Consider the following 21,478-nt stretch of genomic DNA (forward strand, 5'->3'; position numbering starts at 1 on the left):
TCGAAGGACCGGCCGTGGCGGACATCTCCTGTGACATCGTGGTTATCGGGGCCGGCGTGCTGGGCCTGTCGGTCGCCGCCGAGTTGACGGCGCGCGGGCATGACGTCCGCGTGATCGATCCGGGCCGAACCAACGCCTCGGCGGTGGCGGCCGGGATGATCGCTCCGGCGTTCGAGTCGGTGCTGGATGGCGTGAATGCGGAGCGGGCGCTCCTGCTCAGGGACGCTGCGGCGCTGTGGCCAGACTTCGCGCGGCGGGTCCGGATCCGGCTGGATGAGACGCCTGCGGAGTGGCGCGGGGCGGATGCGGAGGAGGCCGCGGAGACGCTGAGGGCGCTGGGCTTTGAAGTCGAGCCTGGCGCGGTGCGTGTCGCGACCGACGTGCGGCTGAACGCCGCCGCCGCTCTTTATGCGCTGAAGGCGAGCCTGACCTCGCCGGTGATCAAGGATCACGCGGAGGCCGTCGAACCGACCGCCGATGGATGGCGCGTGAGCACGACGGAGGGAGCGGTGTTGGGAAACCAGTTGGTCGTCGCCACGGGCGCCTATGCCGCGCTCCCAGGACTGCCCGGTGGGACGACGACGCTCATCGACGGCGTTCAACCGATCGCCGGGCAGATCGGCCGGGTCGCCGCGCCGTTATCGGATCGGGTCGTTCGCGGCCGGGAAGCTTACGTCGCGCCCGGGGCGGGCGGCGCCCTGATCGGGGCGACGATGGTGTTCGGGAGTCGGGACTTGACGCCCGATCCAGAGGCGTCCGAGCGGCTGGCGACAGCGGCGGGCGCCCTGCTGGGGACCGACGCGCCAGCCGACATCGAGTGGCGGGCCGGGGTGCGCGGGGCGACGCCGGACGGGCTGCCGCTGGCGGGACCGGTCGGGGACGGGCTGCATTTGGCGCTGGCGCCGAGACGGAACGGCTGGCTGCTGGGGCCGCTGGTCGGGCGCGTGGTGGCGGATGGAATCGAAGGGCGGCCGAGTGGCCCGCACGCGGCCGCCCTTGACCCGCTGAGGCCTACTCTTCCGGCAGGTTGAAGCGGATGCCGATGGTCACCTGAGCGCCGTCGATCGCTTGGCCGTCGACCGTCTGCGGGCTCATGCGGAAGTAGCGGGACAGCTGCTGGGCCGAGCGGCCGAAGCCGTAGCCGCCGGGGGTTTCCGAGACGACCAAGCAGCCGGTCACCGTGCCTGCAGCCTGGACGCGACAACTGAGGCTGGCCGAGCCTTCGACGCCGCCGTTGAGGGCGCGCGAGGGGTAGGCGCGGGTCAGCTGGTCGCCGTTGGGGCGGCTGATCCACTGGGGCGAGCGGATCATCGGCGGACCGCGCGGGGTCTCGACGACGGGCTCAGAGGCCGTGCCCGTAGCGGTCTCAGGCGGCACTATGTTCGTGGTGTTGATCACAGGCCCGACGACCGGGCTCGGATGGTCGGAGATGACGGTTTCCAAGGTCTCGACGTTGGCCGGGGGAGCTTCGGTGCGGTGGATCGGCGGGTTTGGAGCTGGCGGGTCCATGGTGATCACCGGAGGGGGCGGGGGCTTGCGCTCCAGCCGGGCGACCACGCCTTCTATGGCGCGTTGCTCGGTCGTCGGCAGCATCTTCAGCTCGAAGCGCTGATAGTAGAGCGCCGTCCCGACCGCGATGTGGGCCAGGGCGACGACGCCGATGGCGATCACGGTGGCGCGCGGCGGGGGTTTGCGGCGTTGGCCGAAGTCGATGGGGCTGACCAATCCCGGGCCGCCCGCAGTCTTTATCATCATGGCCGTCACTCCCTCTTAGAAGCCGCTCCCCAGCAACCCTTGAGAGAATGACGCGCGCGGCCTGTGGCGGGATTTGGCGCAGAAAACGCCCTATTTCTGGCTGACCGTTGATCACCTATCGGTGTGACATCGAAGCGGCGCTGTTAATGGACATTAATGCTCGATTAACCATGATCTACGAGCCTTTACCTATGAGCGTCGGAGCGATTCCAGCGTCGGGTGGAGTGGAGGCCGCGATCCGTCGCGCGTCCAACAGCACCGGCGTGGACTACGACTTCCTGATGCGGACGGCGCGGCGGGAGAGTGCCTTCAACCCCAATGCGAAGGCGCCGACGTCGTCCGCCTCGGGCCTTTTCCAGTTCATCGAGCAGACCTGGCTGGCGACGGTCAAACAGCACGGGGCCAAGCACGGCTACGGCCAGTACGCCGACCTGATCCATCGCGGGTCCGACGGGCGCTGGCGGGTCGAGGGTTCGGCCCGGAACGTGGTGCTGGATCTGAGGTTCGATCCGCAGGCGGCCTCGACCATGGCGGGGGAGCTGACGGCGTCGAACGCCGCCTATCTGCGTGGGCGGACGGGGCAGGAGCCGGGAGCCGGCGACCTGTATGCGGCGCACTTCCTGGGACCGGCGGGCGCCGCCCAGATCATGGAGGCGATGCAGACCCGACCGGGATCGAGCGCCGTGGCCATGTTCCCGCAGGCGGCGGCGGCCAACCGATCGATCTTCTATCGCGACGGCCGGCCGGCGACGGTGGCCGAGGTGCACGCCAACCTGCAGCGCACAGCGGGCGAGGGCGGGGCGGTGGCTCCGGTCGGGCCGCAGGCGCCGCTGCTCAGCGAACAGGATCAGGCCCTGGCCCTGCGTCTGGATCGGCTGAAGCAGGACCAGAGCCTGCTGGCTCTGCTGCTGGGCCAGGACGGCGACGGCAAGGGTGGCGGCTTCGGCGGGGCCTTTTCGCCGGAGCCGACTTCGGGCGTCTGAGGCCCATAGTAAACCGGGCGTTAAGCCTGCAGGCTCACCTTATGGCCGTTCCGCCGCGACTCGCCCGATAGAGCCCCATGACCGCCCACCGCGCCCGTCTGACCGAGTTCGACATTCGTCGCCTGATCAAGGCGACCGACGACGACGAGCGCGCCTCGGCCGCGCACAAGCTGTGCCGCAGCATCGACCGGGTCGACCTGTCGGACGAGGACCGAGAAGCGGCGCAGAAGATCCTGCGTGTCTTGGCCAACGACGCCGCCGAACTGGTGCGCCGGGCGCTGGCGGTGACGTTGAAGAGCTCCGACCTCCTGCCGCGCGATGTGGCGCGCATCCTGGCCTCGGACGTCGATTCCATCGCCCTGCCGCTGATCGGGGCCTCGCCCGTGTTCACGGACGAGGACCTGATCGAGATCGTGCGCGCCGGATCGGCCGTGCGTCAGGTGGCCATCGCCGCCCGGCCGACCGTGTCGCGCGATGTGGCCGATGTGCTGAGCTCGGACGGCTGCGAGACGGCCGTGCGGACCCTGGCGTCGAACGACAACGCCGACCTCTCCGAAGGGGCGATGGGCAAGGTCGTCGACCGGTTCGGACAGAGCCCGGAAGTCGTCGCCGCCCTGGCCTATCGCCAGGTCCTGCCGCTGGACATCACCGAACGACTGGTGGCGCTGGCGTCGGATGCGGTGCGTGAACACCTGATCACCCGCCACGCCGTGGCGCCCGAGACCGCCATCCGCCTGTCGAACTTCGCGCGGGAGCGGGCGACGGTCGACCTGATCGATCAGGCGGGAGCCGGCGCCGATCTGGCGACTTTCGTGGCCCAGCTTAATGCGAGGAAGGCCCTGACGGCGTCGCTGCTGTTGCGCGCCCTGGCGCGGGGCAAGATGACCCTGTTCGAGTACGGGATCGCCGAACTGTCCTCCACGCCGCACCAGCGGGCCTGGCTGATGGTGCACGATGCGGGGCCGCTGGGCCTGAAGGCCATCTACGACCGGGCCGGCCTGCCGCCGCGTCTGTTCCAGGCGTTCCGCGCCGGCGTCGACACCTGGCGTCAGCTGTCGGCAGAGGGCAAGGACACCTCCGGCGAGGCCTTCCGCGACCAGATGCTGGAGCGGTTCCTGACCCAGCGCCCGAACGCGCCGAGGGATGATCTGGCGTATCTGATGGAACGGCTGGACCAGCCGGCCGTCAGCCCGAACCGGATGACGGCGGCCAACGCCGCCTAAAGTTTCTAGTGCGCTGTCGCTCGTGACGCGGTCGCTCGTTGATTGAGCGCGGGTTTCGTCCGTTTCGTCATGACACGGTTTCGGGTGACGAAACGTGACCAAACGGGACGAAGCGGACGAAATCGGGGTGGATCACCTGGGTTGTCAAAGACCGGGTGAAGACAGTGTACGCCCGTTTTCGGAGCCGCCTGCGATAAAGCTCTTAAATAAGGCCGGGCGTTGGAATCGTTGGGATTCTGGGCCGATCCGTTGATGGGGTGCAGCAAAAAACCCTCTCCCGGAGGGAGTGGGCTTGAGCACCTGAGAGCCCGTCAGACCGATCAGGCTTGGGCGAAAGGGCAAGGGGTTACGGTGCGTCCGGGTGAGAGCGTAACCCCTCACCCTTTCGGCTAAGACGCATCGCTGCGCTCTGCGAGCCTCAAGCCCTCCCTCTGGGAGAGGGATCAGCCCGCGCGGTGCGCCGCGACCTTGGCTTCCAGGGTTTCCGACAGGACGCGGCCCGTGGGGTGGTCGTCGGTCTGGATCTGGTCGCGGACGACGGCGCGAATGGCGTCGATGTGGGCGTCGATCAGCACCATCGGGGCGTCCAGACGCTTGGTCGGGTCGTCCAGCAGCTTGCACAGCGAACCGGCGAGACGGGTCACCAGCGGATATTGGTAGGTGGCGCCGAGACCCTTCAGGTCGTGGGCGCGAAAATACAGGCCCTCGGCGGTCTGGGCGTTGTAGCCCTGGGTCCGGATGGCGGCCTGGGCGGCGTCCAGCTTGGTGATTTCGTCCTGCAGCCACTGGCCGAACTGGCTCGACATGGCCTTCAGGGCCTCTTCGGCCTTGGCGATGGCGTCGGCGTTGATGCCGCCGAAGCCGCCGCCGACCTTGGCGCGGAGCATGTTGGGCGGACGGATGACCTGAGCCGGGTTGCTCACGATGAACTCCTGAGGACTAACGACCTCAGGATGCACAGCCCCTCTTAAGAAGCCGTGACTCAGGATCGCGCATGGCTACGTCCGCCTTCTGGCGCCGCCGCAAGGGCGGACCTGGAGGTCTGCGCTGCTCTCTGAGCGCTACCCCGTGAACTGCTCCGCCAGGACCCGTTCCTCGAAAGAGCGCCCGGCGTCGAACAGCATGGTCAGGCCCACGTCGCGGCGCTCCTTGACCGCGACCTTGACCACCCGGCGGATCTCCAGCCCGTCGGCCACGGCGCTGACCGGGCGTTTTTCGGCCTCCAGCACCTCGAACTCGACTCTGGCTCGGTGGGAGAGCAAGGCGCCGCGCCAGCGACGGGGACGGAAGGCGCTGATGGGCGTCAGGGCCAGCATGCGAGCGTCCAGCGGGATGATCGGACCGTGGGCGGACAGGTTGTAGGCGGTCGAACCGGCCGGGGTCGCGACCATGCAGCCGTCGCAGGCCAACTCCTCCAGCCGCACCTTGCCGTCGACGCTGATGCGGAGCTTGGCCGACTGGCGCGTCTGGCGCAGCAGGGAGACCTCGTTGATGGCGAGACCGGTGTGGACGGCTCCGCTCTCGGCCCAGGCGTCCATCTGCAGTGGATGGATGACGGCGCGGCCGGCGGCGGCGATCCGCTGGGGCAGGCCGTCCTCGTCGTAGTCGTTCATCAGAAAACCGACCGAGCCTCGGTTCATGCCGTAGACCGGTATCTTGCGCATGAGATTGGCGTGCATCGTCTCCAGCATGAAGCCGTCGCCACCAAGGGCGACGATGACGTCGGCCTCGGACTCCGGGACATGGCCATAGCGTGCGGCGAGTCCCTCACGGGCAAGCTGGGCCTCCGGCCGGTCGCTGGCGCAGAAGGCGATCTTCAGAGATGCGGGGTCGATGCTCACCCGACCACGAGAAGCCGAGCCGGGCAGGGAAGTCAAACGGCCAGACCAATCAGCCGCCGATATGACCCATCAGGGCGCGGAACTCGCGCATCGCGGCCGAGGGCGGCAGGCTCATGCGGCCGTGGAAGCCCTCATCGCCGTCGCCGGGCCAGCCGCCATTCAGTTTGCGGATTTCCTCCAGCATGGCCGGGAAGACGGCTCGGTCGATGCCGACAGCGGCGCAGGCCAGGAAGAGGGCGTCGGGGCTGGGCCGCACGATGGCGGCGCGGATGTGACTGACCGGGAAGCCGCCCAGGGCCGAAAGACCGTGCTCGAACAGGCTGAGGCGCTTCTCGCGGACGGCGCGGATCAGGAAGCCGGCGCGGAGCTGGCCGGCGCTCTGAAGCTTGGCGACGAGACGGCGTTCCATCTCTTCGGGATCGACGACTTCGGCGGCGGCCTCCATGCCCAACGGTTCGGCGCCGGGCGGCGGGGCGGGCCGGGTGACGGCGTCGATGGCTTCAGCGAGTTTCGACTCATCGACGCGAAACCGTTCGCTGATGGCCTCGCGCAGCGACTGGCCGACCCACTGATAAAGCTGGGTGGCGAGGGCGTCGTTGAGGCGCGGGTGACGGGTGAGGGGCGCGCGGAGGGCGGCGATCCGGCGCGAATGTTCGATCAGGCGGCCCAGCGAGTCTTCGGAGACTTCGGCGGTGCGGTTGCCGGCGAGCGCCGTCAGGCTGGCGGGTTCGCCCCGATCGATGATGGCGTCGGCGACGCGCCCCGAGATACGAGGACGCCGGGCGACTTCGATCTGATGCTCGATCGTGGCCTCGACCAGGACGCGGAGCAGGTCCTGATCCTTCAAAAGCGGGCTGTTGGCGATCACGGGGCGGGCGATCTCGATCTCGTCGAGAGCCAGCATGGCGATCAGGGCGGGCGGCGCCCATTCGGCCGAGGCGAGGCTGTCGGACAGGGCCTTTCGGATGTCGCGCTCCGCCTGGCGAGCGATGACCATGAAGATCTCGCCGAGGATGGGGGAGGCCTCGGCGCCAGGCGGGGTCGCGTCGCACAGGGCGGCGATGCCGAGGAGGAGGCGGCGGCGGTCGTCGACCCCTTTGGAGCGGGCCAGCTCGAGCAGATGCTGCGCCGAGGATATGGTCTCGGCGTTCGGGAGGCGATGGGACTGAAGCTGGACGACAGCGGTCACGGCGAACTCCGACCGGACGTCAGCCGCCGGCAGGGTTCAGCTTGGCCGGACAGGGTGAAAACTCGGTTAACGGGTCCTGAACGTCGATCACCTTGACCCAACCCTGCGTTGGGGCGACGGTGGATCGTTGCCCGTGAAGAGGCGATGGAGGACGACATGGCCGACGGCGCCGCTCAATCGCTGAAATCGCGGGTCTCCGCCGAGGAGTGGCAGGTCCGCGTCGATCTGGCCGCGCTCTACAGGCTCGTCGCCTTGCACGGGTGGGACGACATGATCTTCACCCATATCTCGGCGCGGGTTCCGGGGCCGGAGCACCACTTCCTGATCAACCCCTACGGCTTCTATTTCGAGGAGATCACGGCGTCGTCGCTGGTGAAGGTCGATTTGGAGGGGAACATCGTCCAGGAGACGCAGAACTTCATCAATCCTGCCGGCTTCACCATTCATTCGGCGATCCACGGCGCGCGCGAGGATGCTCACTTCGTCATCCACCTGCACACGGTGGCGGGCGTGGGCGTGGCGGCGCAGGCGGAGGGGTTGCTGCCGATCGGCCAGAACGCCTGCCTGCTGCAGCATCAGGTCGCCTATCACGGCTATGAGGGGCTGGCGCTGAATCATGACGAGCGCGAGCGGCTGGTGGCGGATCTGGGCGACAAGCCGCTGATGCTGCTGAGGAACCATGGGACGCTGGCGGTCGGTCAGACGGCGGCGGCGGCCTGGGTCGGGATGTTCTTCCTCGAGCGCGCTTGCGCCCAGCAGATCGCGGCGCTCTCGGGTGGACGCGAGCATGTGCTGATCGCGCCCGACGCGGCCCAGGCCGAGACGAAGGAGCAGGGGCGGGGGATCGGCTTCATCTCCGCGCTGGCCTGGCCGGGGGCGCTGCGGATGCTGGATCGGAAATCCCCCGGCTACGACGCCTGATGTTCTATCGCTGCCTCGCGGGTCTGGCGCTCGCGTTGGCGGCCACGTCTGCGTCCGCCAACGCCTGGACCCAGGCCAAGGGCAGGGGGCAGATCATCGTCAAGGGCGAGGCGATGCGGGCGACCGAGGGATTCGACCCGACGGGCGAGCGGCGGCCTCTGGGCGAGGCGCGGGAGGACCGGTCCGGGGGCCTGTTCGCCGAATACGGCCTGACGGATACGCTGACCGTGCAGTTCAAGGGCGACTGGCAGTCGGGCGAGGACCGGTTTGTCGACTATGAGGGGCGGGGGCCGCTGGAACTGGGCCTGACCTGGCAGGCGTATCGGGACCAGCGGAACGCGGTCAGCCTCTACGCCGGCTATTCGGTTTCGGGCGATGGGCGGAACGCCGGCTACGCCGCGCCGGGCGTGGGGGAGCGGGACTGGGAGGTGCGGGTCTCGGCCGGGCGGTCGCTGGGCGGGACCGGGCGCGAATGGGCGCCGGACCGGTCGTTCGTCGAGGTGCAGGCGGCGCGGCGGATGCGCGACGGCTTGCCGGACGAGACGCGCGCGGACTTCACCGTTGGAAGCCATTTCGGCGAGACGTGGATGGTGCTGGGCCAGGCCTTCGGCGGGATGGCCGATGGCGATGGCGCTCGCTGGCTGTCGGTCGAGACGTCGGTGGTGCGAAATCTCGGGGACTGGAGCATCCAGGCCGGGTGGCGACGGACGGTCGCAGGGCGGGAGACGCCCTTGGCCGAAGGCGCCGTGATCGCGCTGTGGCGGCGTTTCTGAGAAAGCTCGGCGCCTGCGGATTTCCGCGACGGAAACCGGAACGGCGGACGTTACAAAGTCTTTAGGTTGCCTCGCGGGACGGAATGGTTATTCCGGGCCGCCCGCTTGCTTGCAGAGATCGTTCCGCGTGATCAGACGTCATTTGTTCCTCGTCATCGCCGCTGTCGTGCTGGGGCTGATGATCGTCGCCGTCCTGCTGAAGGTCGCCTTCGCGGGCGACGAGGGCGGCGCCGCCGGACCGGGCGGCGGACGCGGCGGTCCCGGCGGCGGGCGCGGCCAGACGGTGTCCGAAGCGGTGGTGACGCTGAGACCCTTCAGCGATCAGATCAATGTGCTGGGCGTGGCGCGGGGTCGCCGGTCGGTGAACATCACCTCGAATACGTCCGAACTGATCACGGCCGTCATGTTCTCTGACGGGCAGCGCGTGGCGGCGGGCGCCCCGCTCGTTCAGCTTCAGGCGCGCGAAGAGGACGCCTCCATCATTCAGGCCCGAGCCGAACTCAACCAGGCCCAGCGCGAGTACGAGCGCTATCGCGAACTGGCGGAACGGGGCGTGGCGCCCCGCGTGACCGCCGAGCAGGCGGAGACGGCTCTCGCCACGGCCCGCGCGACGGTCGCCGCAGCAGAGGCGCGTCGAGGCGACCGGGTCATCCGGGCGCCGTTCGCGGGAACGCTCGGTCTGACGACCGTGACGCCGGGCACGCTGATCAGTCCCGGCGCCGTCATCGCCACCCTCGATGACACCGCGGTGATCCGCGTCGATTTCCCGGTGCCGGAGCGATACCTCGGCGTGTTGCGCTCGGGACTGCCGATCGTCGCGACCGCCGATGCCTATGGCTCGGAGCAGTTCGCCGGGCGGATCGCCCTGATCGACACGCGGATCAACGAAACGACCCGCGCCGTGACGGCGCGCGCCGAGTTTCCCAATCCCGGCGGACGCATCCGCCCCGGCATGCTGATGCGGGTCGGTATTCAGCAAGGCCAGCGTCAAAGCGCCTCGGTTCCCGAGGCCGCCATCCAGTATGAAGGCGACGGGGCCTTCGTCTATCGCATCGCGAAGGGTGAGCAGGGGTCGACCGCCCAGCGGGTGACGGTGGAGACCGGCGCGGTCGAGAACGGCTTCGTCGAAATCCTGTCGGGCCTTTCGGCCAATGACCGCGTCGTCGGTTCCGGCCTGAACCGCATCCAGCCGAATGCCCCCGTGCGGGTCGCGGGAGCCGGTGGCGGTGGCGGTGGCGGGGGCCAGGGCGCCACGCGCGCCGGAGCCGCTTCACAGGCGGCCACGCGATGATGCTTTCCGACGTTTCGGTCCGGAGGCCGGTATTCGCGGCTGTGGCCGCGATTGTGCTCTGCGTGATCGGGGCGGCGGCCTTCTTCTTCCTGCCGGTGCGGGAACTGCCGGACGTCGACCCGCCGGTGGTCTCGGTCTCGACCAGTTACGCAGGGGCCTCAGCCGAGGTCATCGAGAACCGCATCACCGAGCCGATCGAGCAACAGGTCGCCGGCATCCAGGGCATCGAACGGATCACGTCTTCGAGCCGTGACGGCCGGTCGAACGTGACGCTGGAGTTCGCTCTGGATCGCGACATCGACGTCGCCGCTTCCGACGTACGCGACCGCGTCAGCCGCGTTCAGGGCCGCCTGCCGGATCAGGCCGATCCGCCGGAAGTGTCCAAGGCGGACTCGGACTCGGCGCCCATCATGATCCTGTTCCTGCGGTCGTCTTCGATGAACCGGCTCGAGCTGACCGATTACGCCGACCGAAACCTGCTGGATCGTCTGGCGACGGTGCCGGGCGTCGCTCAGGCCCAGATCTATGGCGAGCAGCGCTACGCTATGCGCATCTGGCTGGATGCGGCCGCCTTGGGCGCGCGCGGCCTGACCGTGTCGGACGTCGAGCAGGCTCTGACCAGCCAGAACGTCGAACTGCCGGCCGGCGCGCTGGAGTCGACGGACAAGGACTACACCGTCCGTGTCGCCCGGACCTACGCCCGGCCTCAGGACTTCGCCCAGCTGCCCATCGGCACGGCGGGATCGGCCTCCATCGGATCGTCGGGCGCCTCGGGCGCGGTCTCGACCGGCGCCATCCCGAACGGATCGGGCGCGACCGGGGCCCTGCAGGCCCGCGCGACCTATGTCACGCGTTTAGGTGACATCGCCCGGGTCGAGGAGGCGCCCGAGGAGTCGCGGCGTCTGTTCCGCGGCAATGGGCTGGATCAGATCGGTCTGGCCGTCACGCGCCAGGCCCAGTCGAACGACCTGGAAATCTCCAAGGGCGTCACCGCCCTTGTGGAGGACCTGCAGGGGACCCTGCCGCCTGGCACCGAACTGGTCGTCGGCTCCGACAACTCGGTCTTCACCTCCCACGCCATCGACGAGGTGTGGATCACCATCGGCATCTCGATGGTGCTGGTGGCTCTGGTGAACTTCATCTTCCTGGGCAGCTTCCGGGCGGCCCTGATTCCATCGATCGTGGCCCCGATCTGCCTGCTGTCGACCTTCATCGTCCTGGCGCCGATGGGCTTCTCGCTGAACCTTCTGACGCTTCTGGCGCTCGTGCTGGCCATCGGCCTGGTGGTCGACGACGCCATCGTCGTGACCGAGAACATCCAGCGGCGTCTGGATCACGGCGAGCCGCCGCTCGTCGCCGCCGAACGCGGCACGCGGCAGGTCTTCTTCGCCGTCATCGCCACCACCATCACCCTGCTGTCGGTGTTCGCGCCTCTATTGTTCCTGCCGGGGTACGTCGGGCGGCTGTTCGTCGAGCTGGCGGCAGCCATCGCGGCGGCCGTGGCCTTCTCCGCCTTCCTGGCGCTGAGCCTGTCGCCGATGCTGGCGTCCAAAATCCTGAAACCCGCCGCCGGCTCCGGCTGGCTGGCGCGGAATGTCGACAAGGCGATGGACGGTCTGAAGACCTCCTACGCCCACTCGCTGGACGCCATGGTCGGCAAGCGGTTCGCCGTGATCGGCATCGTTGGTCTGATCCTGCTCGTCGGCGGCGGGGCGGCCCTGATGTTCGTCACCCTGCCGGACGAACTGGTGCCGCCCGAGGACCGTGGCCGGGTGCAGGTGCGCGTTCAGGGGCCGGAAGGCGCCGGCTTCGACTACACACGCCAGATCATGCTGGGGCTGGAACCCATCCTCGCCGAGTACAAGCAGAATGGTGAAGTCGACAGCTATCTGATCTCGTCGCCCGGTTTTGGGGGCGGCAGTTTCAACTCAGGCAACGCCTCCCTGATCCTGAAGGATTGGTCGGCACGCGAGCGGTCGGCCGACGAGATCGCTCAGGAACTGAACGGCAAGCTGCGCGGCCAGACCGGCGCCCAGGTCAACGCCTCGGTGCCCGGCGCCTTCCAGCGCGGCGGTGGCGGAGGGGGCGGCAACTCGATCGAGATGATCGCGACCGGCCAGGAATACGAAGAGATCTACAACTGGCTGCAGCCCATTCTGGCGGCGGCGCAGGAAAATCCCGGCTTCTCGCGACCTCGCCTGAACTACGAGCCCAATGCGCCGCGCCTGCTGGTCGATGTCGATCCGGAAAAGGCGGCCGCGCTCGGCGTGTCGTCGCAGGAGATCGGACGCACGCTGGAGACCATGTTCGGATCGCGGCGGGCCACTACTTACATCCGGGGCGGCCAGGAGTATGACGTCATCCTTCAGACCGAGCGGGCCAACCGCGCCTCCCTGGCCGATCTGGAGACCCTGTATGTCGGGGCCGGCTCCGGCGCCCTGGTGCCGCTGTCCTCGGTGGTGACGACGCAGACCAGTGGCGACACGCCGGACCGCCGCCGTCTGGATCGCCAGCGGGCGATCACGATCAGCGCCGACCTGAACCCCGGCATGACCATCGCCGACGCCGTCGAGTTCATGGAGGCCGAGGTCGCCAAGCAGCCCCAAGGGGTGGTCAACATCCAGTACGGCGGCGCGGCCCGCGACCAGCAAGAAGCCGGCGGCGCCGTGGCCTGGGCCTTCGGCCTGGCGCTTTTGCTCGTCTTCCTGGTGCTGGCCGCCCAGTTCGAGAGCTGGATCACCCCGGCGGTCATCATGCTGACCGTGCCCCTGGCGGCGGCGGGCGGGCTGTTCGGCCTGTTGATGGCCGGGTCCAGCCTGAACATCTACTCGCAGATCGGGCTGATCATCCTGATCGGGATCGCAGCCAAGAACGGCATCCTGATCGTGGAGTTCGCCAACCAGCTGCGCGATCAGGGACGGTCGATCAAGGAGGCCATTGTCGAATCGTCGTCGCTGCGCCTGCGTCCGATCATCATGACCTCGATCGCCACGGCCTTCGGCGCCCTGCCTCTGGTGCTCTGGCAAGGGGCCGGGGCCGGCAGCCGCCAGACGATCGGGGTGGTCATCTTCGCCGGCGCCATGTTCTCCACGCTTCTGACCCTGTTCGTCGTGCCGGTGATCTATGGGGCCCTGGCCCGCTTCACCAAGTCGCCCGAATACACCGCCCGCAAGATCGAGGAGTGGGAGGCGCAGGAGGCGACCGCCAACGATCCGGTCCCGGCCGCGGCGGAATAAAGCGTCGCACTGGACGAGAGGCCGTCGCTTCTGATAGGCGTTCGCAGGTAACGGACCGTCGCCGGGGGCGGGCGATCCGCAGCCTGTGAGCGCGTTCAATGTCCAACGTCATCAAGCTCAGCGACGCCCGGGTGGGTGATCGCGGGGTCATCGTCACCGTCGGATCTCACTGCCATCATCAGGCGGAAGAGGTCGAACTGGAGCGCCGGCTGCTCGAGCTCGGACTGGTGGAGGGCGCGAGCGTCGAACTGCTGCACGAGGGCCTGTTCGGACGGGATCCGATCGCGCTCAAGGTCGACGACATGCGTGTGGCCCTGCGCCGCAAGGAAGCCGCCAGCCTGAAGGTGGAGCTGATGGCCGAGGCCGCCGAATAATGGATGTCGCCGTCAGGCCCTTGCGGGTCGCTCTGGTCGGAAACCCCAACTCGGGCAAGACCGCCCTGTTCAACGCCCTGACCGGCGCGCACCAGAAGGTCGCCAACTACGCCGGCGTCACGGTCGAGCGGAAAGAGGGGCGAATCCAGTCCGCGACCGGCCGGTCGATGTCGGCGCTGGACCTGCCGGGGACCTATTCGCTGCGCGCCCGCAGCCCGGACGAGGAGGTCACGCGGGACGCCGTCCTGGGCCGGTTGCAGGGCGAGACGCCGCCGGATGTCATCGTGGCCGTGGCCGATGCGACCAACCTGCGCCTGGTGCTGCGTCTGATCCTGGAGCTGAAGGCCGTGGGACGGCCGATGGTTCTAGCGCTCAACATGTACGACATCGCCCAGCGTCAGGGTTTGAGGATCGATCTGGAAAAGCTGCGCGCCGAGCTGGGCGTGCCGATCGTGACCACGGTGGCGACGCGCAAGCGCGGGATCGACGACCTGGTCGCCGAGATCGAGACGGCCGCCGGGCAGGGCTGGGTCGCCGAGGGACAGATCTGGGAAGCGCCGGACGCCGCCGCGATCCGTACCGCCCATCGCCGCGCCGAGGAGATTATGCGGGCGGCGGTGCGCCCGCCCGAACGACCGGACACCCTGACCGGCAAGATCGACGGGGTGCTGCTGCATCCGGTGGCCGGGCTGGTCATTCTGTTCGCCCTGCTGTTCGTGATGTTCCAGGCGGTGTTCGCCTGGGCCACCCCGGCGATGGACGGGATCGAGGCGGGCTTCGGCCTGCTCGGCCAGGGCGTCGCGGCGATCGTGCCGGATAGCGGGCCGATATGGCCGCTGGTCGAGAGCCTGATTGTCGACGGGATCATCGCGGGGGTGGGGGGCGTGCTCGTCTTCCTGCCGCAGATCGTGATCCTGTTCGCCTTCATCATCCTGCTGGAAGACTTCGGCTACATGGCGCGGGCGGCGTTCCTCATGGACCGGATCATGGGCGGGGCGGGCCTGCACGGGCGGGCCTTCATTCCGCTGTTGTCCTCCTTCGCCTGCGCCATTCCGGGCGTGATGGCGGCCAGGGTCATCGACGCCAAGCGCGACCGGCTCACGACCATCATGGTCGCGCCCCTGATGACCTGTTCGGCGCGCATCCCGGTCTACACCCTGATCATCGGCGCCTTCATTCCGCAGGAGACGGTCTGGGGCTTCGCCAACCTGCAGGGGCTCGTGATGTTCGGCCTTTATGCGGCGGGAATCGTGTCGGCGCTGGTCGTGTCCTTCGTGATCCGCAAGGTGTTCTGGCGGGGGGCGGTGGAGCCGTTCATGATGGAGCTGCCGGCCTACAAGACGCCGGACGCCAAGTCGGTGCTGCTGAACCTGTGGCTGCGGGCCAGGATCTTCATGGAGCGGGCGGCGCGGATCATCCTGCCGCTGATGATCCTGGTCTGGGCCGCCTCGACCTTCCCCTATCCGCCGGAGGGGGCGACCCTGCCGGCCATCGACTATTCCTTCGCCGGGATGATCGGGCACGCGCTGGAGCCGATCTTCGCGCCCATCGGCTTCAACTGGCAGATGGTCGTGGCCCTGGTGCCCGGAATGGCGGCGCGCGAGGTCGCGGTGGCTGCGCTGGGCACCGTCTATTCCATCGCCGACGCGGAGAGCGCGGGCAGCCTTCTGGGCGCGACCCTGGCGGCGCAGTGGTCGCTGGCGACGGGGCTGGCCTTCCTGGCCTGGTACGTCTTCGCGCCTCAGTGCGTGGCGACGCTGGGCGTGGTGAAGCGCGAGCTGAACAGCTGGAAATGGATGTGGGTCATGGTCGTCTACATGTTCGCCCTGGCCTATCTGGCTTCGTTCGCCACCTACCGGATCGCGGTGGCGCTGGGCGGCGGGTGACGGCATAGACGGGGAACATGTCCCCAATCGTCTTCGCCACCGTCATGGGCCTGCTGGGCCTGATCTTCGGCAGTTTCATCGCCGCGGTGACCGTGCGCCTGCCGAGGGACGAGGAGATCGTCGTCACGCCGTCGCACTGCATGAGTTGCGGCGAGACGCTGAAGCCATGGCAACTGGTTCCCGTGTTCAGCTGGCTGGTGCAGCGGGGCCGGTGCGCGATGTGCGGGGCGGCGGTATCGCCGCGCTATATGCTGATCGAGTGCGGGGCGGCGGGCATCGGCGTCTGGGCGGCGCTGGCCGGGCACCAGGCGGGTTGGGTCTTCGTGGCGGCGACGGCGGTTCTGGGATGGCAGCTCTTGCTGATCGCCCTGATCGACGCCGAGAATTTCTGGCTGCCGGACGAACTGACCCTGCCGCTGATCGGGACGGGGGTGATCGCGGGCGCCGTGATCGTCAGAGGATGGCCGGTCCCGCAGCTGATCGGCGCCGTGGCCGGGTTCGGCATTCTGTGGCTATTGGCCGAACTCTATCGCCGGGTGCGCGGCCGGCAGGGGCTGGGCGGCGGCGATCCCATCCTGTTCGCGGGAGCAGGGGCCTGGGTCGGGTGGGCCGGGTTGCCGACGGTGCTGCTGTGGGCCTGCGCGGCGGGGTTCAGCATCGTGCTGACGCTGCTGATCACGCGCCGGAAGGTGGAAATGACCCAGAAGCTGCCGTTCGGGACCTTTCTGGCGATCGGGATCTGGCTGACCTGGCTGTATGGGCCGTTCGGGATCTAGTCACAGACGTTTTCCCTCGCCCTCGGGGGAGGGCACGCGGGAAGCGCCGGGTGGGGGCGGCAAGGCGAGGCCCCGCAGATCTTCGATGGAGCGCCTGGCCGCCCCCACCCGGTCTTCGCTTCGCTACGACCACCCTCCCCCGAGGGGGAGGGAGAGGGGATCAGCGCCCCGTCACCAGCTTCACGACGATATGCGCTGTGGTGTCGATGATTGCGTCGGGCGGGGTATCGCCGCGTCGCATCAGTTCGAAGCCGGCGGCAACCGATTCGACCAGGTTGGCGACCTCGTAGGAGGTCAGGCGCGGGTCCAGGCCGGGGGCGTGGTAACCGGTCGCGTGGGCCACGGCGATGCGACGCTCCAGCGACAGGTGGACCCGACGCAGGCGGCGGATGCGCGCCTCGACGAAGCCGTCCTCGCCCTTGTCGGCCAGCATGTGCTCGATGCGCAGGACCGGGCCGTGGTCGCGCCAGATCAGCAGCACGTCCATGACGTAGGCGCGGGCGGCGGCGAAGGCGTTCTCGGTCGACCAGTCCCCTTCGAGATGGCGCGACAGGGGCGCGAAATCGACGGCGGCCGCTTCGCAGAGCGCCAGAACCGGCTCCTCCACCGTCTTGAAATAGGTGTAGAAGTTGGATGGAGACACCCCGGCCTCAAGCGCCACGTCGGCGACCCTGATCTCTCCCAGATGCTGGCGATCCAGCAGGCGTCGGGTGGCGTCCAGGATCGCCGCGCGCGTCTTTCCGCCACGCGCGCCGATGCGGTGTCCGAGCTTGTTGATCGCGCGTTCGGCCATGGGGAGAGGCCCGAAAGAGGTGGTGCCGGCTGCAGGAATCGAACCCGCGACATCCAGTTTACAAAACTGGCGCTCTACCAACTGAGCTAAGCCGGCGTCTTGATCGGGCTTTAGCTGGCGTTCGGGGCGGCGCGCAAGCTATCTGAGGCCATGCCCAATCCATCCTACATCCTGCCCATCCTGATGCTGGTGGCGTCGAACGTCTTCATGACCTTCGCCTGGTACGGGCATCTGAAGTTCGGATCGAAGCCGCTGTGGATCGTGGTGATCGTCAGCTGGGGCATCGCCTTTTTCGAATACTGCTTGGCGGTGCCGGCGAACCGGATCGGCCACACCGTCTATTCGGCGGCCGAGCTGAAGACGATGCAGGAGGTGATCACCCTGCTGGTGTTCGCCGTCTTCTCGGTGACCGTGCTGGGGGAGAAGCTGACCCTTAATCACGGGGTCGGGTTCGGCTTCATCTTCCTGGGCGCGTGGTTCGTGTTCCGGGGGCCGTTCTAGTCCAGGGCAGCGGCGATCTTCGCGGCGGTCGCCTTGAGTTCGTCGACATCGGCCATGGCGCCCTGGGCGTGGCCCTTCACGTCGCGGCCGGCCCACCGCGGGATGATATGAAAATGCAGGTGGAAGACGGTCTGGCCGCCGGCCTCGCCGTTGAACTGCATGATGGAGAAACCGTCGGGCTTCAGAGCCTTTTCACTTGCGCGGGCGGTGCGCTGGGTGGCGGCGGCGAGGGTGGAGAGGACTTCGGGCTCGATCTCCAGAAGGGTGCGGGCGGTCGAGGTCTTGGAGATGATGAGGACGTGGCCCTCCGACTGGGGAAAGACGTCCATGAACGCGAGAACGGCGTCGTCCTCCCACACGGTGACCTTGGGGATCTCGTCGCGGAGAATCTTGGCGAAGATGTTCGACGGGTCGTAGGGGGCGTGGAGGGTCATGGGGCGATCATACCGTTTCCCTCTCCCGGCGGGAGAGGGAAGTGGTTTGCCCCATTCCGCGACGCCCGCTAGGACAGCCGCTTCTCCCGCCTTCCCAAAAGACCGCGCCATGCACGATATCCGAGCCATTCGAGACAACCCCGAGCGTTTCGTCGCGGGCTGGCTGTCGCGCGGGGTGGCGGAGGCGGGCGGGCTGGTCGCCGACATCCTGCGTCTGGATGGCGAACTACGGCGCGCGCAGACGACGGGGCAGGACGCGCTGGCCAAGCGGAATGCGGCCTCCAAGCTGATCGGCGCCGCCATGGGCCGCAAGGACATGGAAGAGGCCGATCGCCTCAAGGCGGAAGTCGAGGCGCTGAAGGGCGACATCGCCGCGGCCGCCGAGGTCGAGGCCACGGTCGGCAAGGAGTTGCGCGGCATTCTGGCGGCGCAGAAGAACCTGGCGGCCGACGACGTGCCGGACGGCGAGGACGAGGCTGGCAATGTCGAGACCGCGCGCTGGGGCACGCCGAGGGCGGGGGCGCCGGCCAAGGATCACGCCGATCTGGGCGAGGCCATGGGTCTGCTGGACTTCGAGGCGGCAGCGAAGATGTCGGGCGCGCGGTTCGCCGTGCTGAAGGGCGGGCTGGCGCGGCTGGAACGCGCCGTCGGCCAGTTCATGCTCGACGTGCAGACGACCGAGCACGGCTATCTGGAGGTCAATCCGCCGTATCTGGTGCGGGATGAGGCGATGTTCGGCACGGGGCAGTTGCCGAAGTTCGCAACTGACTTGTTTTCCGCCGGTGCCTTGAGAGAGATATACCCCACGGGGCCTACCGACGTTCTGGCTGAACTGACCGGCTTTTCGACAGCGGATGGCGATGTCGTTGGTCTCGACGGCCAAGGCTACCGCCCGATCACCGACGCTCGCTGGCTCATCCCTACCGCCGAAGTCTCCCTGACCAACCTCGTGCGCGAGATGATCACGCCGGAGGAGGAACTGCCGCTGCGGCTGACCGCCCTCACGCCGTGCTTCCGGGCCGAGGCGGGGTCGGCGGGGCGCGATACGCGCGGGCTGATCCGCCAGCACCAGTTCCACAAGGTCGAGCTGGTCTCCATCACCACGCCGGACAAGTCCGACGAGGAGCACGAGCGGATGACGACCTGCGCCGAGGCCGTGCTGCGGAAACTGGAGCTGCCCTATCGCCGGATGCTGCTGTGCAAGGGCGACATGGGCTTTTCGGCGAAGAAGACCTTCGACCTGGAGGTCTGGCTGCCGAGCCAGGCTGCCTATCGCGAAATCAGTTCGGTCTCGAACTGCGGGGACTTTCAGGCGCGGCGCATGGACGCGCGGTTCAAGCGCAAGGAAGGCAAGCCGGAGTTCGTGCACACGCTGAACGGCTCCGGCCTGGCGGTCGGCCGGACGCTGGTGGCGATCATGGAGAACTACCAGGACGAGGGCGGGCGGATCGCCGTGCCGGCGGCCCTGCTGCCGTACATGGGCGGGGCGACGCACGTCGGCTGAGGGGTTCGCTCACCGGCATTGTGATCGGGCGTAAGGTGGATCGGGGATCGGCGGCGTCCTATCTTCGTTGCATCCGAGAACGCCCGCGCCTCGTCCTCCGCGAGGTCGCTCGAACAGGAGACGCCCATGAGCCTGATCGCCGCCGCCTTCGCCCTTTCGCTGACCGCAGCCCCGGCCGCCGAGCCGACCCCGATGACCTTCGAGGGATGGATCAACTTCTCGGGCGAGGAATTCCAGCTGGTCGAGAGCGAGAACCGCTATCGCGCGGGGACGCGCCGGCCCTGCGTTTCCGGCTCCCTGCCGCGAGACCTGCAGCGGATGTCGGCCTCGACCATCGGTCGTCAGAAGGTCCGCGTCACCGGGACGGCGATGGAATGGTCGGAGGACCTGCCGGGGCACCGCTATGAGTATGAGGGCTCGGTGCTGCGCAACGAGTGCGATGGCGCCTTCGTGATCCTGGGGACCGACATCTCGGTCATCCAGTAGCCGGTCGCAGGGTGCGCGAGGGCGTCGAGTCGGTTATTTGAGGCGACTCATCGAAGGCGTCCCGATTTGCGCATCCTGCTGACCAACGACGACGGCATCGAGGCCGAGGGCCTGGCCTGCCTGGAGCGGATCGCGCACACGCTGTCCGACGACGTGTGGATCGTCGCGCCGCACGAGGAGCAGTCGGGCAAGGGGCGGGGGATCACCCTGACCGAGCCCTTGCGGGTCAACCGGTTCGGGGACAAGCGGTTCTCGGTGACGGGGACGCCGACCGACTGTGTGGTGCTGGCGGTCAACGACCTGATGGATGTGAAGCCCGATCTGGTGCTGTCGGGCGTCAATCGCGGGCACAATGTCGGAGAGGACTGCTCCTACTCCGGCACGGTTGCGGGGGCGCTGCAGGGGATGGCGTTCGGGATCCGTTCGATCGCCCTATCGCAATCGCTGGAGCGGTTCCACAACGAGGTGACGGCACACTGGGAGACGACCGAGGCCTATGCCCCGCCGATCATAAGCCGCCTCTTGGCCGAGACCTGGCAGGGCGGGGTGGTGATGAACCTGAACTTCCCCGCGCGGCCGCCCGAGGCGGTGACCGAGGTCGAGGTGACGGTGCAGGGTTTCCGCCAGGCCGGGGAGATGCATGCGGTCAAACGCACCGACCTGCGCGGTCGCGACTACTACTGGATGAGCTTCCGGGGGGCGAAGCAGGACCACGCGCCGGGCACGGACCTGCGGGCCATGGATGACGGCAAGATCTCGGTCACGCCGCTGCACATCGACCTGACGCACCGGGCCAGCGTCCACGACCTGAAGGGCGTGCTGGGCGGGGCGCCGCCGAAGAGTCTGTTGGGATGAACCTGAAGGACGATCGGGCGGGAAGGCTGATCCTGTCGCTGCGGCAGCAGGGGGTCACCGATCCCAGGGTGCTGGCGGCGATGGAATCGATCGACCGCGCCGTGTTCGTGCACGAGAAATTCCTCGATCAGGCCTGGGAGGATCAGGCCCTGCCGATCGACTGCGCTCAGACGATCAGTCAGCCCTATATCGTCGGATTGATGACCCAGGCCCTGGACGTCCAGCCGCGTCACCGGGTGCTGGAGATCGGCACGGGCAGCGGATACCAGTGCGCCGTCCTGTCGCGGCTGGCCCGTTACGTCTACTCGGTGGAGCGGTATCGCAGCCTGCTGGTCGAGGCCGAGGCGAAGCTGCGGCTCCTTCAGATCGACAACGTCATCACCCAGCATTCCGACGGCGGCCTGGGTTGGCCCAAGCAGGCGCCGTTCGACCGGATCATGGTGACGGCGGCGTCGCCGAACGAGCCAACGGAACTGCTGAAGCAACTCAAGCCGGGCGGGGTGCTGGTCGCGCCCGTGGGACGGACATCGGTGCAGATGCTGCATCGTTACACCGGGCAGGAGGACGGCTCGTTCCGCCGCGAAAGCCTGTGCGAGGTGCGGTTCGTGCCGTTGGTCGAAGGGACGGCGAAGGAGGGGTGACGCGATGCCGCGTTAA

At 68.2% G+C, this 21,478-nt stretch carries 21 protein-coding genes and 1 tRNA gene; 15 read left to right on the forward strand and 7 right to left on the reverse strand.

Going from position 1 to position 21,478, the window contains the following annotated elements; translation table 11 throughout:
* Positions 1-14 precede the first annotated feature (14 nt).
* A complete protein-coding gene (locus tag O5O43_RS04865) occupies positions 15-1,031 on the forward strand; it encodes an FAD-binding oxidoreductase (protein ID WP_271085790.1) in 1,017 nt (338 codons plus the stop codon).
* On the opposite strand, the gene O5O43_RS04870 is transcribed toward O5O43_RS04865, so the two are convergent.
* Positions 1,012-1,755 carry a TonB family protein gene (locus tag O5O43_RS04870; RefSeq protein WP_271085791.1) on the reverse strand — a complete coding sequence of 248 codons (744 nt, stop codon included), beginning with the start codon at positions 1,753-1,755 and terminating at the stop codon, positions 1,012-1,014. The two genes, O5O43_RS04865 and O5O43_RS04870, sit on opposite strands and share 20 nt — an antisense overlap.
* A gap of 191 nt (positions 1,756-1,946) precedes the next feature.
* On the opposite strand from O5O43_RS04870, the gene O5O43_RS04875 reads away from it, so the two are divergent.
* Positions 1,947-2,738, forward strand: a complete 792-nt coding sequence (locus tag O5O43_RS04875; RefSeq protein WP_271085792.1) for a transglycosylase SLT domain-containing protein — start codon at positions 1,947-1,949, stop codon at positions 2,736-2,738.
* A gap of 77 nt (positions 2,739-2,815) precedes the next feature.
* Positions 2,816-3,961 carry a DUF2336 domain-containing protein gene (locus O5O43_RS04880; protein WP_271085793.1) on the forward strand — a complete coding sequence of 382 codons (1,146 nt, stop codon included), beginning with the start codon at positions 2,816-2,818 and terminating at the stop codon, positions 3,959-3,961.
* 443 nt (positions 3,962-4,404) lie between these two features.
* Here the strand turns inward: O5O43_RS04880 and O5O43_RS04885 are convergent, their stop codons facing one another.
* The 3 genes from O5O43_RS04885 to O5O43_RS04895 form a co-directional block, all read right to left on the reverse strand.
* Positions 4,405-4,884 (reverse strand): Hpt domain-containing protein, encoded by a 480-nt coding sequence (locus tag O5O43_RS04885; protein ID WP_271085794.1) that lies wholly within the window; start codon positions 4,882-4,884, stop codon positions 4,405-4,407.
* 138 nt (positions 4,885-5,022) lie between these two features.
* Positions 5,023-5,802 carry an NAD kinase gene (locus O5O43_RS04890; RefSeq protein ID WP_271085795.1) on the reverse strand — a complete coding sequence of 260 codons (780 nt, stop codon included), beginning with the start codon at positions 5,800-5,802 and terminating at the stop codon, positions 5,023-5,025.
* A 49-nt stretch (positions 5,803-5,851) separates the two neighbouring features.
* The gene (locus O5O43_RS04895) at positions 5,852-6,991 is read right to left on the reverse strand and encodes a DUF2336 domain-containing protein (protein ID WP_271085796.1); all 1,140 of its coding nucleotides are present in this window, start codon (positions 6,989-6,991) and stop codon (positions 5,852-5,854) included.
* Between the two features lie 156 nt (positions 6,992-7,147).
* Here O5O43_RS04895 and O5O43_RS04900 point away from each other — a divergent pair, with 156 nt between their 5' ends.
* From O5O43_RS04900 to O5O43_RS04930, 7 genes are all read left to right on the forward strand, one after another.
* Entirely contained in the window at positions 7,148-7,912 is a 765-nt protein-coding gene (locus O5O43_RS04900) for a class II aldolase/adducin family protein (protein WP_271085797.1), read from the forward strand.
* A complete protein-coding gene (locus tag O5O43_RS04905; RefSeq protein WP_271085798.1) occupies positions 7,912-8,685 on the forward strand; it encodes a hypothetical protein in 774 nt (257 codons plus the stop codon). The genes O5O43_RS04900 and O5O43_RS04905 overlap by 1 nt, the downstream gene beginning before the upstream one ends.
* A gap of 127 nt (positions 8,686-8,812) precedes the next feature.
* The gene (locus O5O43_RS04910) at positions 8,813-9,976 is read left to right on the forward strand and encodes an efflux RND transporter periplasmic adaptor subunit (protein ID WP_271085799.1); all 1,164 of its coding nucleotides are present in this window, start codon (positions 8,813-8,815) and stop codon (positions 9,974-9,976) included.
* Positions 9,976-13,212 (forward strand): efflux RND transporter permease subunit, encoded by a 3,237-nt coding sequence (locus tag O5O43_RS04915; RefSeq protein ID WP_271086386.1) that lies wholly within the window; start codon positions 9,976-9,978, stop codon positions 13,210-13,212. Before O5O43_RS04910 ends, O5O43_RS04915 begins: the two co-directional genes overlap by 1 nt.
* 98 nt (positions 13,213-13,310) lie before the next feature.
* Positions 13,311-13,586 (forward strand): FeoA family protein, encoded by a 276-nt coding sequence (locus O5O43_RS04920; RefSeq protein WP_271085800.1) that lies wholly within the window; start codon positions 13,311-13,313, stop codon positions 13,584-13,586.
* The gene (locus O5O43_RS04925; RefSeq protein WP_271085801.1) at positions 13,586-15,472 is read left to right on the forward strand and encodes a ferrous iron transporter B; all 1,887 of its coding nucleotides are present in this window, start codon (positions 13,586-13,588) and stop codon (positions 15,470-15,472) included. The genes O5O43_RS04920 and O5O43_RS04925 overlap by 1 nt, the downstream gene beginning before the upstream one ends.
* Before the next feature lie 17 nt (positions 15,473-15,489).
* Positions 15,490-16,248 carry an A24 family peptidase gene (locus O5O43_RS04930; RefSeq protein WP_271085802.1) on the forward strand — a complete coding sequence of 253 codons (759 nt, stop codon included), beginning with the start codon at positions 15,490-15,492 and terminating at the stop codon, positions 16,246-16,248.
* 160 nt (positions 16,249-16,408) lie between these two features.
* On the opposite strand, the gene O5O43_RS04935 is transcribed toward O5O43_RS04930, so the two are convergent.
* Positions 16,409-17,041, reverse strand: a complete 633-nt coding sequence (locus O5O43_RS04935) for a TetR/AcrR family transcriptional regulator (protein ID WP_271085803.1) — start codon at positions 17,039-17,041, stop codon at positions 16,409-16,411.
* Positions 17,042-17,061: 20 nt separating this feature from the next.
* A tRNA-Thr gene (locus tag O5O43_RS04940) sits at positions 17,062-17,137 on the reverse strand.
* A 54-nt stretch (positions 17,138-17,191) separates the two neighbouring features.
* Here O5O43_RS04940 and O5O43_RS04945 point away from each other — a divergent pair.
* Entirely contained in the window at positions 17,192-17,542 is a 351-nt protein-coding gene (locus O5O43_RS04945; RefSeq protein ID WP_271085804.1) for a DMT family protein, read from the forward strand.
* On the opposite strand, the gene O5O43_RS04950 is transcribed toward O5O43_RS04945, so the two are convergent.
* Positions 17,539-17,976: an HIT domain-containing protein gene (locus tag O5O43_RS04950; protein ID WP_271085805.1), complete on the reverse strand. Its 438-nt coding sequence runs from the start codon at positions 17,974-17,976 to the stop codon at positions 17,539-17,541. The genes O5O43_RS04945 and O5O43_RS04950 overlap by 4 nt on opposite strands.
* Positions 17,977-18,085: 109 nt before the next feature.
* On the opposite strand from O5O43_RS04950, the gene serS reads away from it, so the two are divergent.
* The 4 genes from serS to O5O43_RS04970 all read left to right on the forward strand — a co-directional run bounded on the left by serS (position 18,086) and on the right by O5O43_RS04970 (position 21,462).
* On the forward strand, positions 18,086-19,480 hold the full coding sequence (serS, locus tag O5O43_RS04955) for a serine--tRNA ligase (RefSeq protein WP_271085806.1): 1,395 nt from the start codon (positions 18,086-18,088) through the stop codon (positions 19,478-19,480).
* Positions 19,481-19,606: 126 nt separating this feature from the next.
* Positions 19,607-19,966 (forward strand): hypothetical protein, encoded by a 360-nt coding sequence (locus tag O5O43_RS04960; protein WP_271085807.1) that lies wholly within the window; start codon positions 19,607-19,609, stop codon positions 19,964-19,966.
* A 66-nt stretch (positions 19,967-20,032) separates the two neighbouring features.
* Positions 20,033-20,821, forward strand: a complete 789-nt coding sequence (gene surE, locus O5O43_RS04965) for a 5'/3'-nucleotidase SurE (protein ID WP_271085808.1) — start codon at positions 20,033-20,035, stop codon at positions 20,819-20,821.
* Complete coding sequence (locus O5O43_RS04970) at positions 20,818-21,462, forward strand: protein-L-isoaspartate(D-aspartate) O-methyltransferase (protein ID WP_271085809.1); 645 nt, start codon at positions 20,818-20,820, stop codon at positions 21,460-21,462. The genes surE and O5O43_RS04970 overlap by 4 nt, the downstream gene beginning before the upstream one ends.
* Positions 21,463-21,478: the final 16 nt, after the last annotated feature.

The sequence above is a fragment of the Brevundimonas sp. NIBR11 genome (assembly GCF_027912535.1).
In the GTDB taxonomy this organism is placed as follows: Bacteria; Pseudomonadota; Alphaproteobacteria; order Caulobacterales; family Caulobacteraceae; genus Brevundimonas.

What these genes read in the sequence shown, in the direction of transcription:
- O5O43_RS04950 (WP_271085805.1), bottom strand. Translation starts at nt 17,976, where the DNA reads ATGACCCTCCACGCCCCCTACGACCCGTCGAACATCTTCGCCAAGATT.
- O5O43_RS04960 (WP_271085807.1), top strand. Translation starts at nt 19,607, where the DNA reads ATGAGCCTGATCGCCGCCGCCTTCGCCCTTTCGCTGACCGCAGCCCCG.
- O5O43_RS04870 (WP_271085791.1), bottom strand. Translation starts at nt 1,755, where the DNA reads ATGATGATAAAGACTGCGGGCGGCCCGGGATTGGTCAGCCCCATCGAC.
- O5O43_RS04905 (WP_271085798.1), top strand. Translation starts at nt 7,912, where the DNA reads ATGTTCTATCGCTGCCTCGCGGGTCTGGCGCTCGCGTTGGCGGCCACG.
- O5O43_RS04930 (WP_271085802.1), top strand. Translation starts at nt 15,490, where the DNA reads ATGTCCCCAATCGTCTTCGCCACCGTCATGGGCCTGCTGGGCCTGATC.
- O5O43_RS04915 (WP_271086386.1), top strand. Translation starts at nt 9,976, where the DNA reads ATGCTTTCCGACGTTTCGGTCCGGAGGCCGGTATTCGCGGCTGTGGCC.
- O5O43_RS04875 (WP_271085792.1), top strand. Translation starts at nt 1,947, where the DNA reads ATGAGCGTCGGAGCGATTCCAGCGTCGGGTGGAGTGGAGGCCGCGATC.
- O5O43_RS04970 (WP_271085809.1), top strand. Translation starts at nt 20,818, where the DNA reads ATGAACCTGAAGGACGATCGGGCGGGAAGGCTGATCCTGTCGCTGCGG.
- O5O43_RS04900 (WP_271085797.1), top strand. Translation starts at nt 7,148, where the DNA reads ATGGCCGACGGCGCCGCTCAATCGCTGAAATCGCGGGTCTCCGCCGAG.
- O5O43_RS04935 (WP_271085803.1), bottom strand. Translation starts at nt 17,041, where the DNA reads ATGGCCGAACGCGCGATCAACAAGCTCGGACACCGCATCGGCGCGCGT.
- O5O43_RS04925 (WP_271085801.1), top strand. Translation starts at nt 13,586, where the DNA reads ATGGATGTCGCCGTCAGGCCCTTGCGGGTCGCTCTGGTCGGAAACCCC.
- O5O43_RS04880 (WP_271085793.1), top strand. Translation starts at nt 2,816, where the DNA reads ATGACCGCCCACCGCGCCCGTCTGACCGAGTTCGACATTCGTCGCCTG.
- O5O43_RS04920 (WP_271085800.1), top strand. Translation starts at nt 13,311, where the DNA reads ATGTCCAACGTCATCAAGCTCAGCGACGCCCGGGTGGGTGATCGCGGG.
- O5O43_RS04945 (WP_271085804.1), top strand. Translation starts at nt 17,192, where the DNA reads ATGCCCAATCCATCCTACATCCTGCCCATCCTGATGCTGGTGGCGTCG.
- serS (WP_271085806.1), top strand. Translation starts at nt 18,086, where the DNA reads ATGCACGATATCCGAGCCATTCGAGACAACCCCGAGCGTTTCGTCGCG.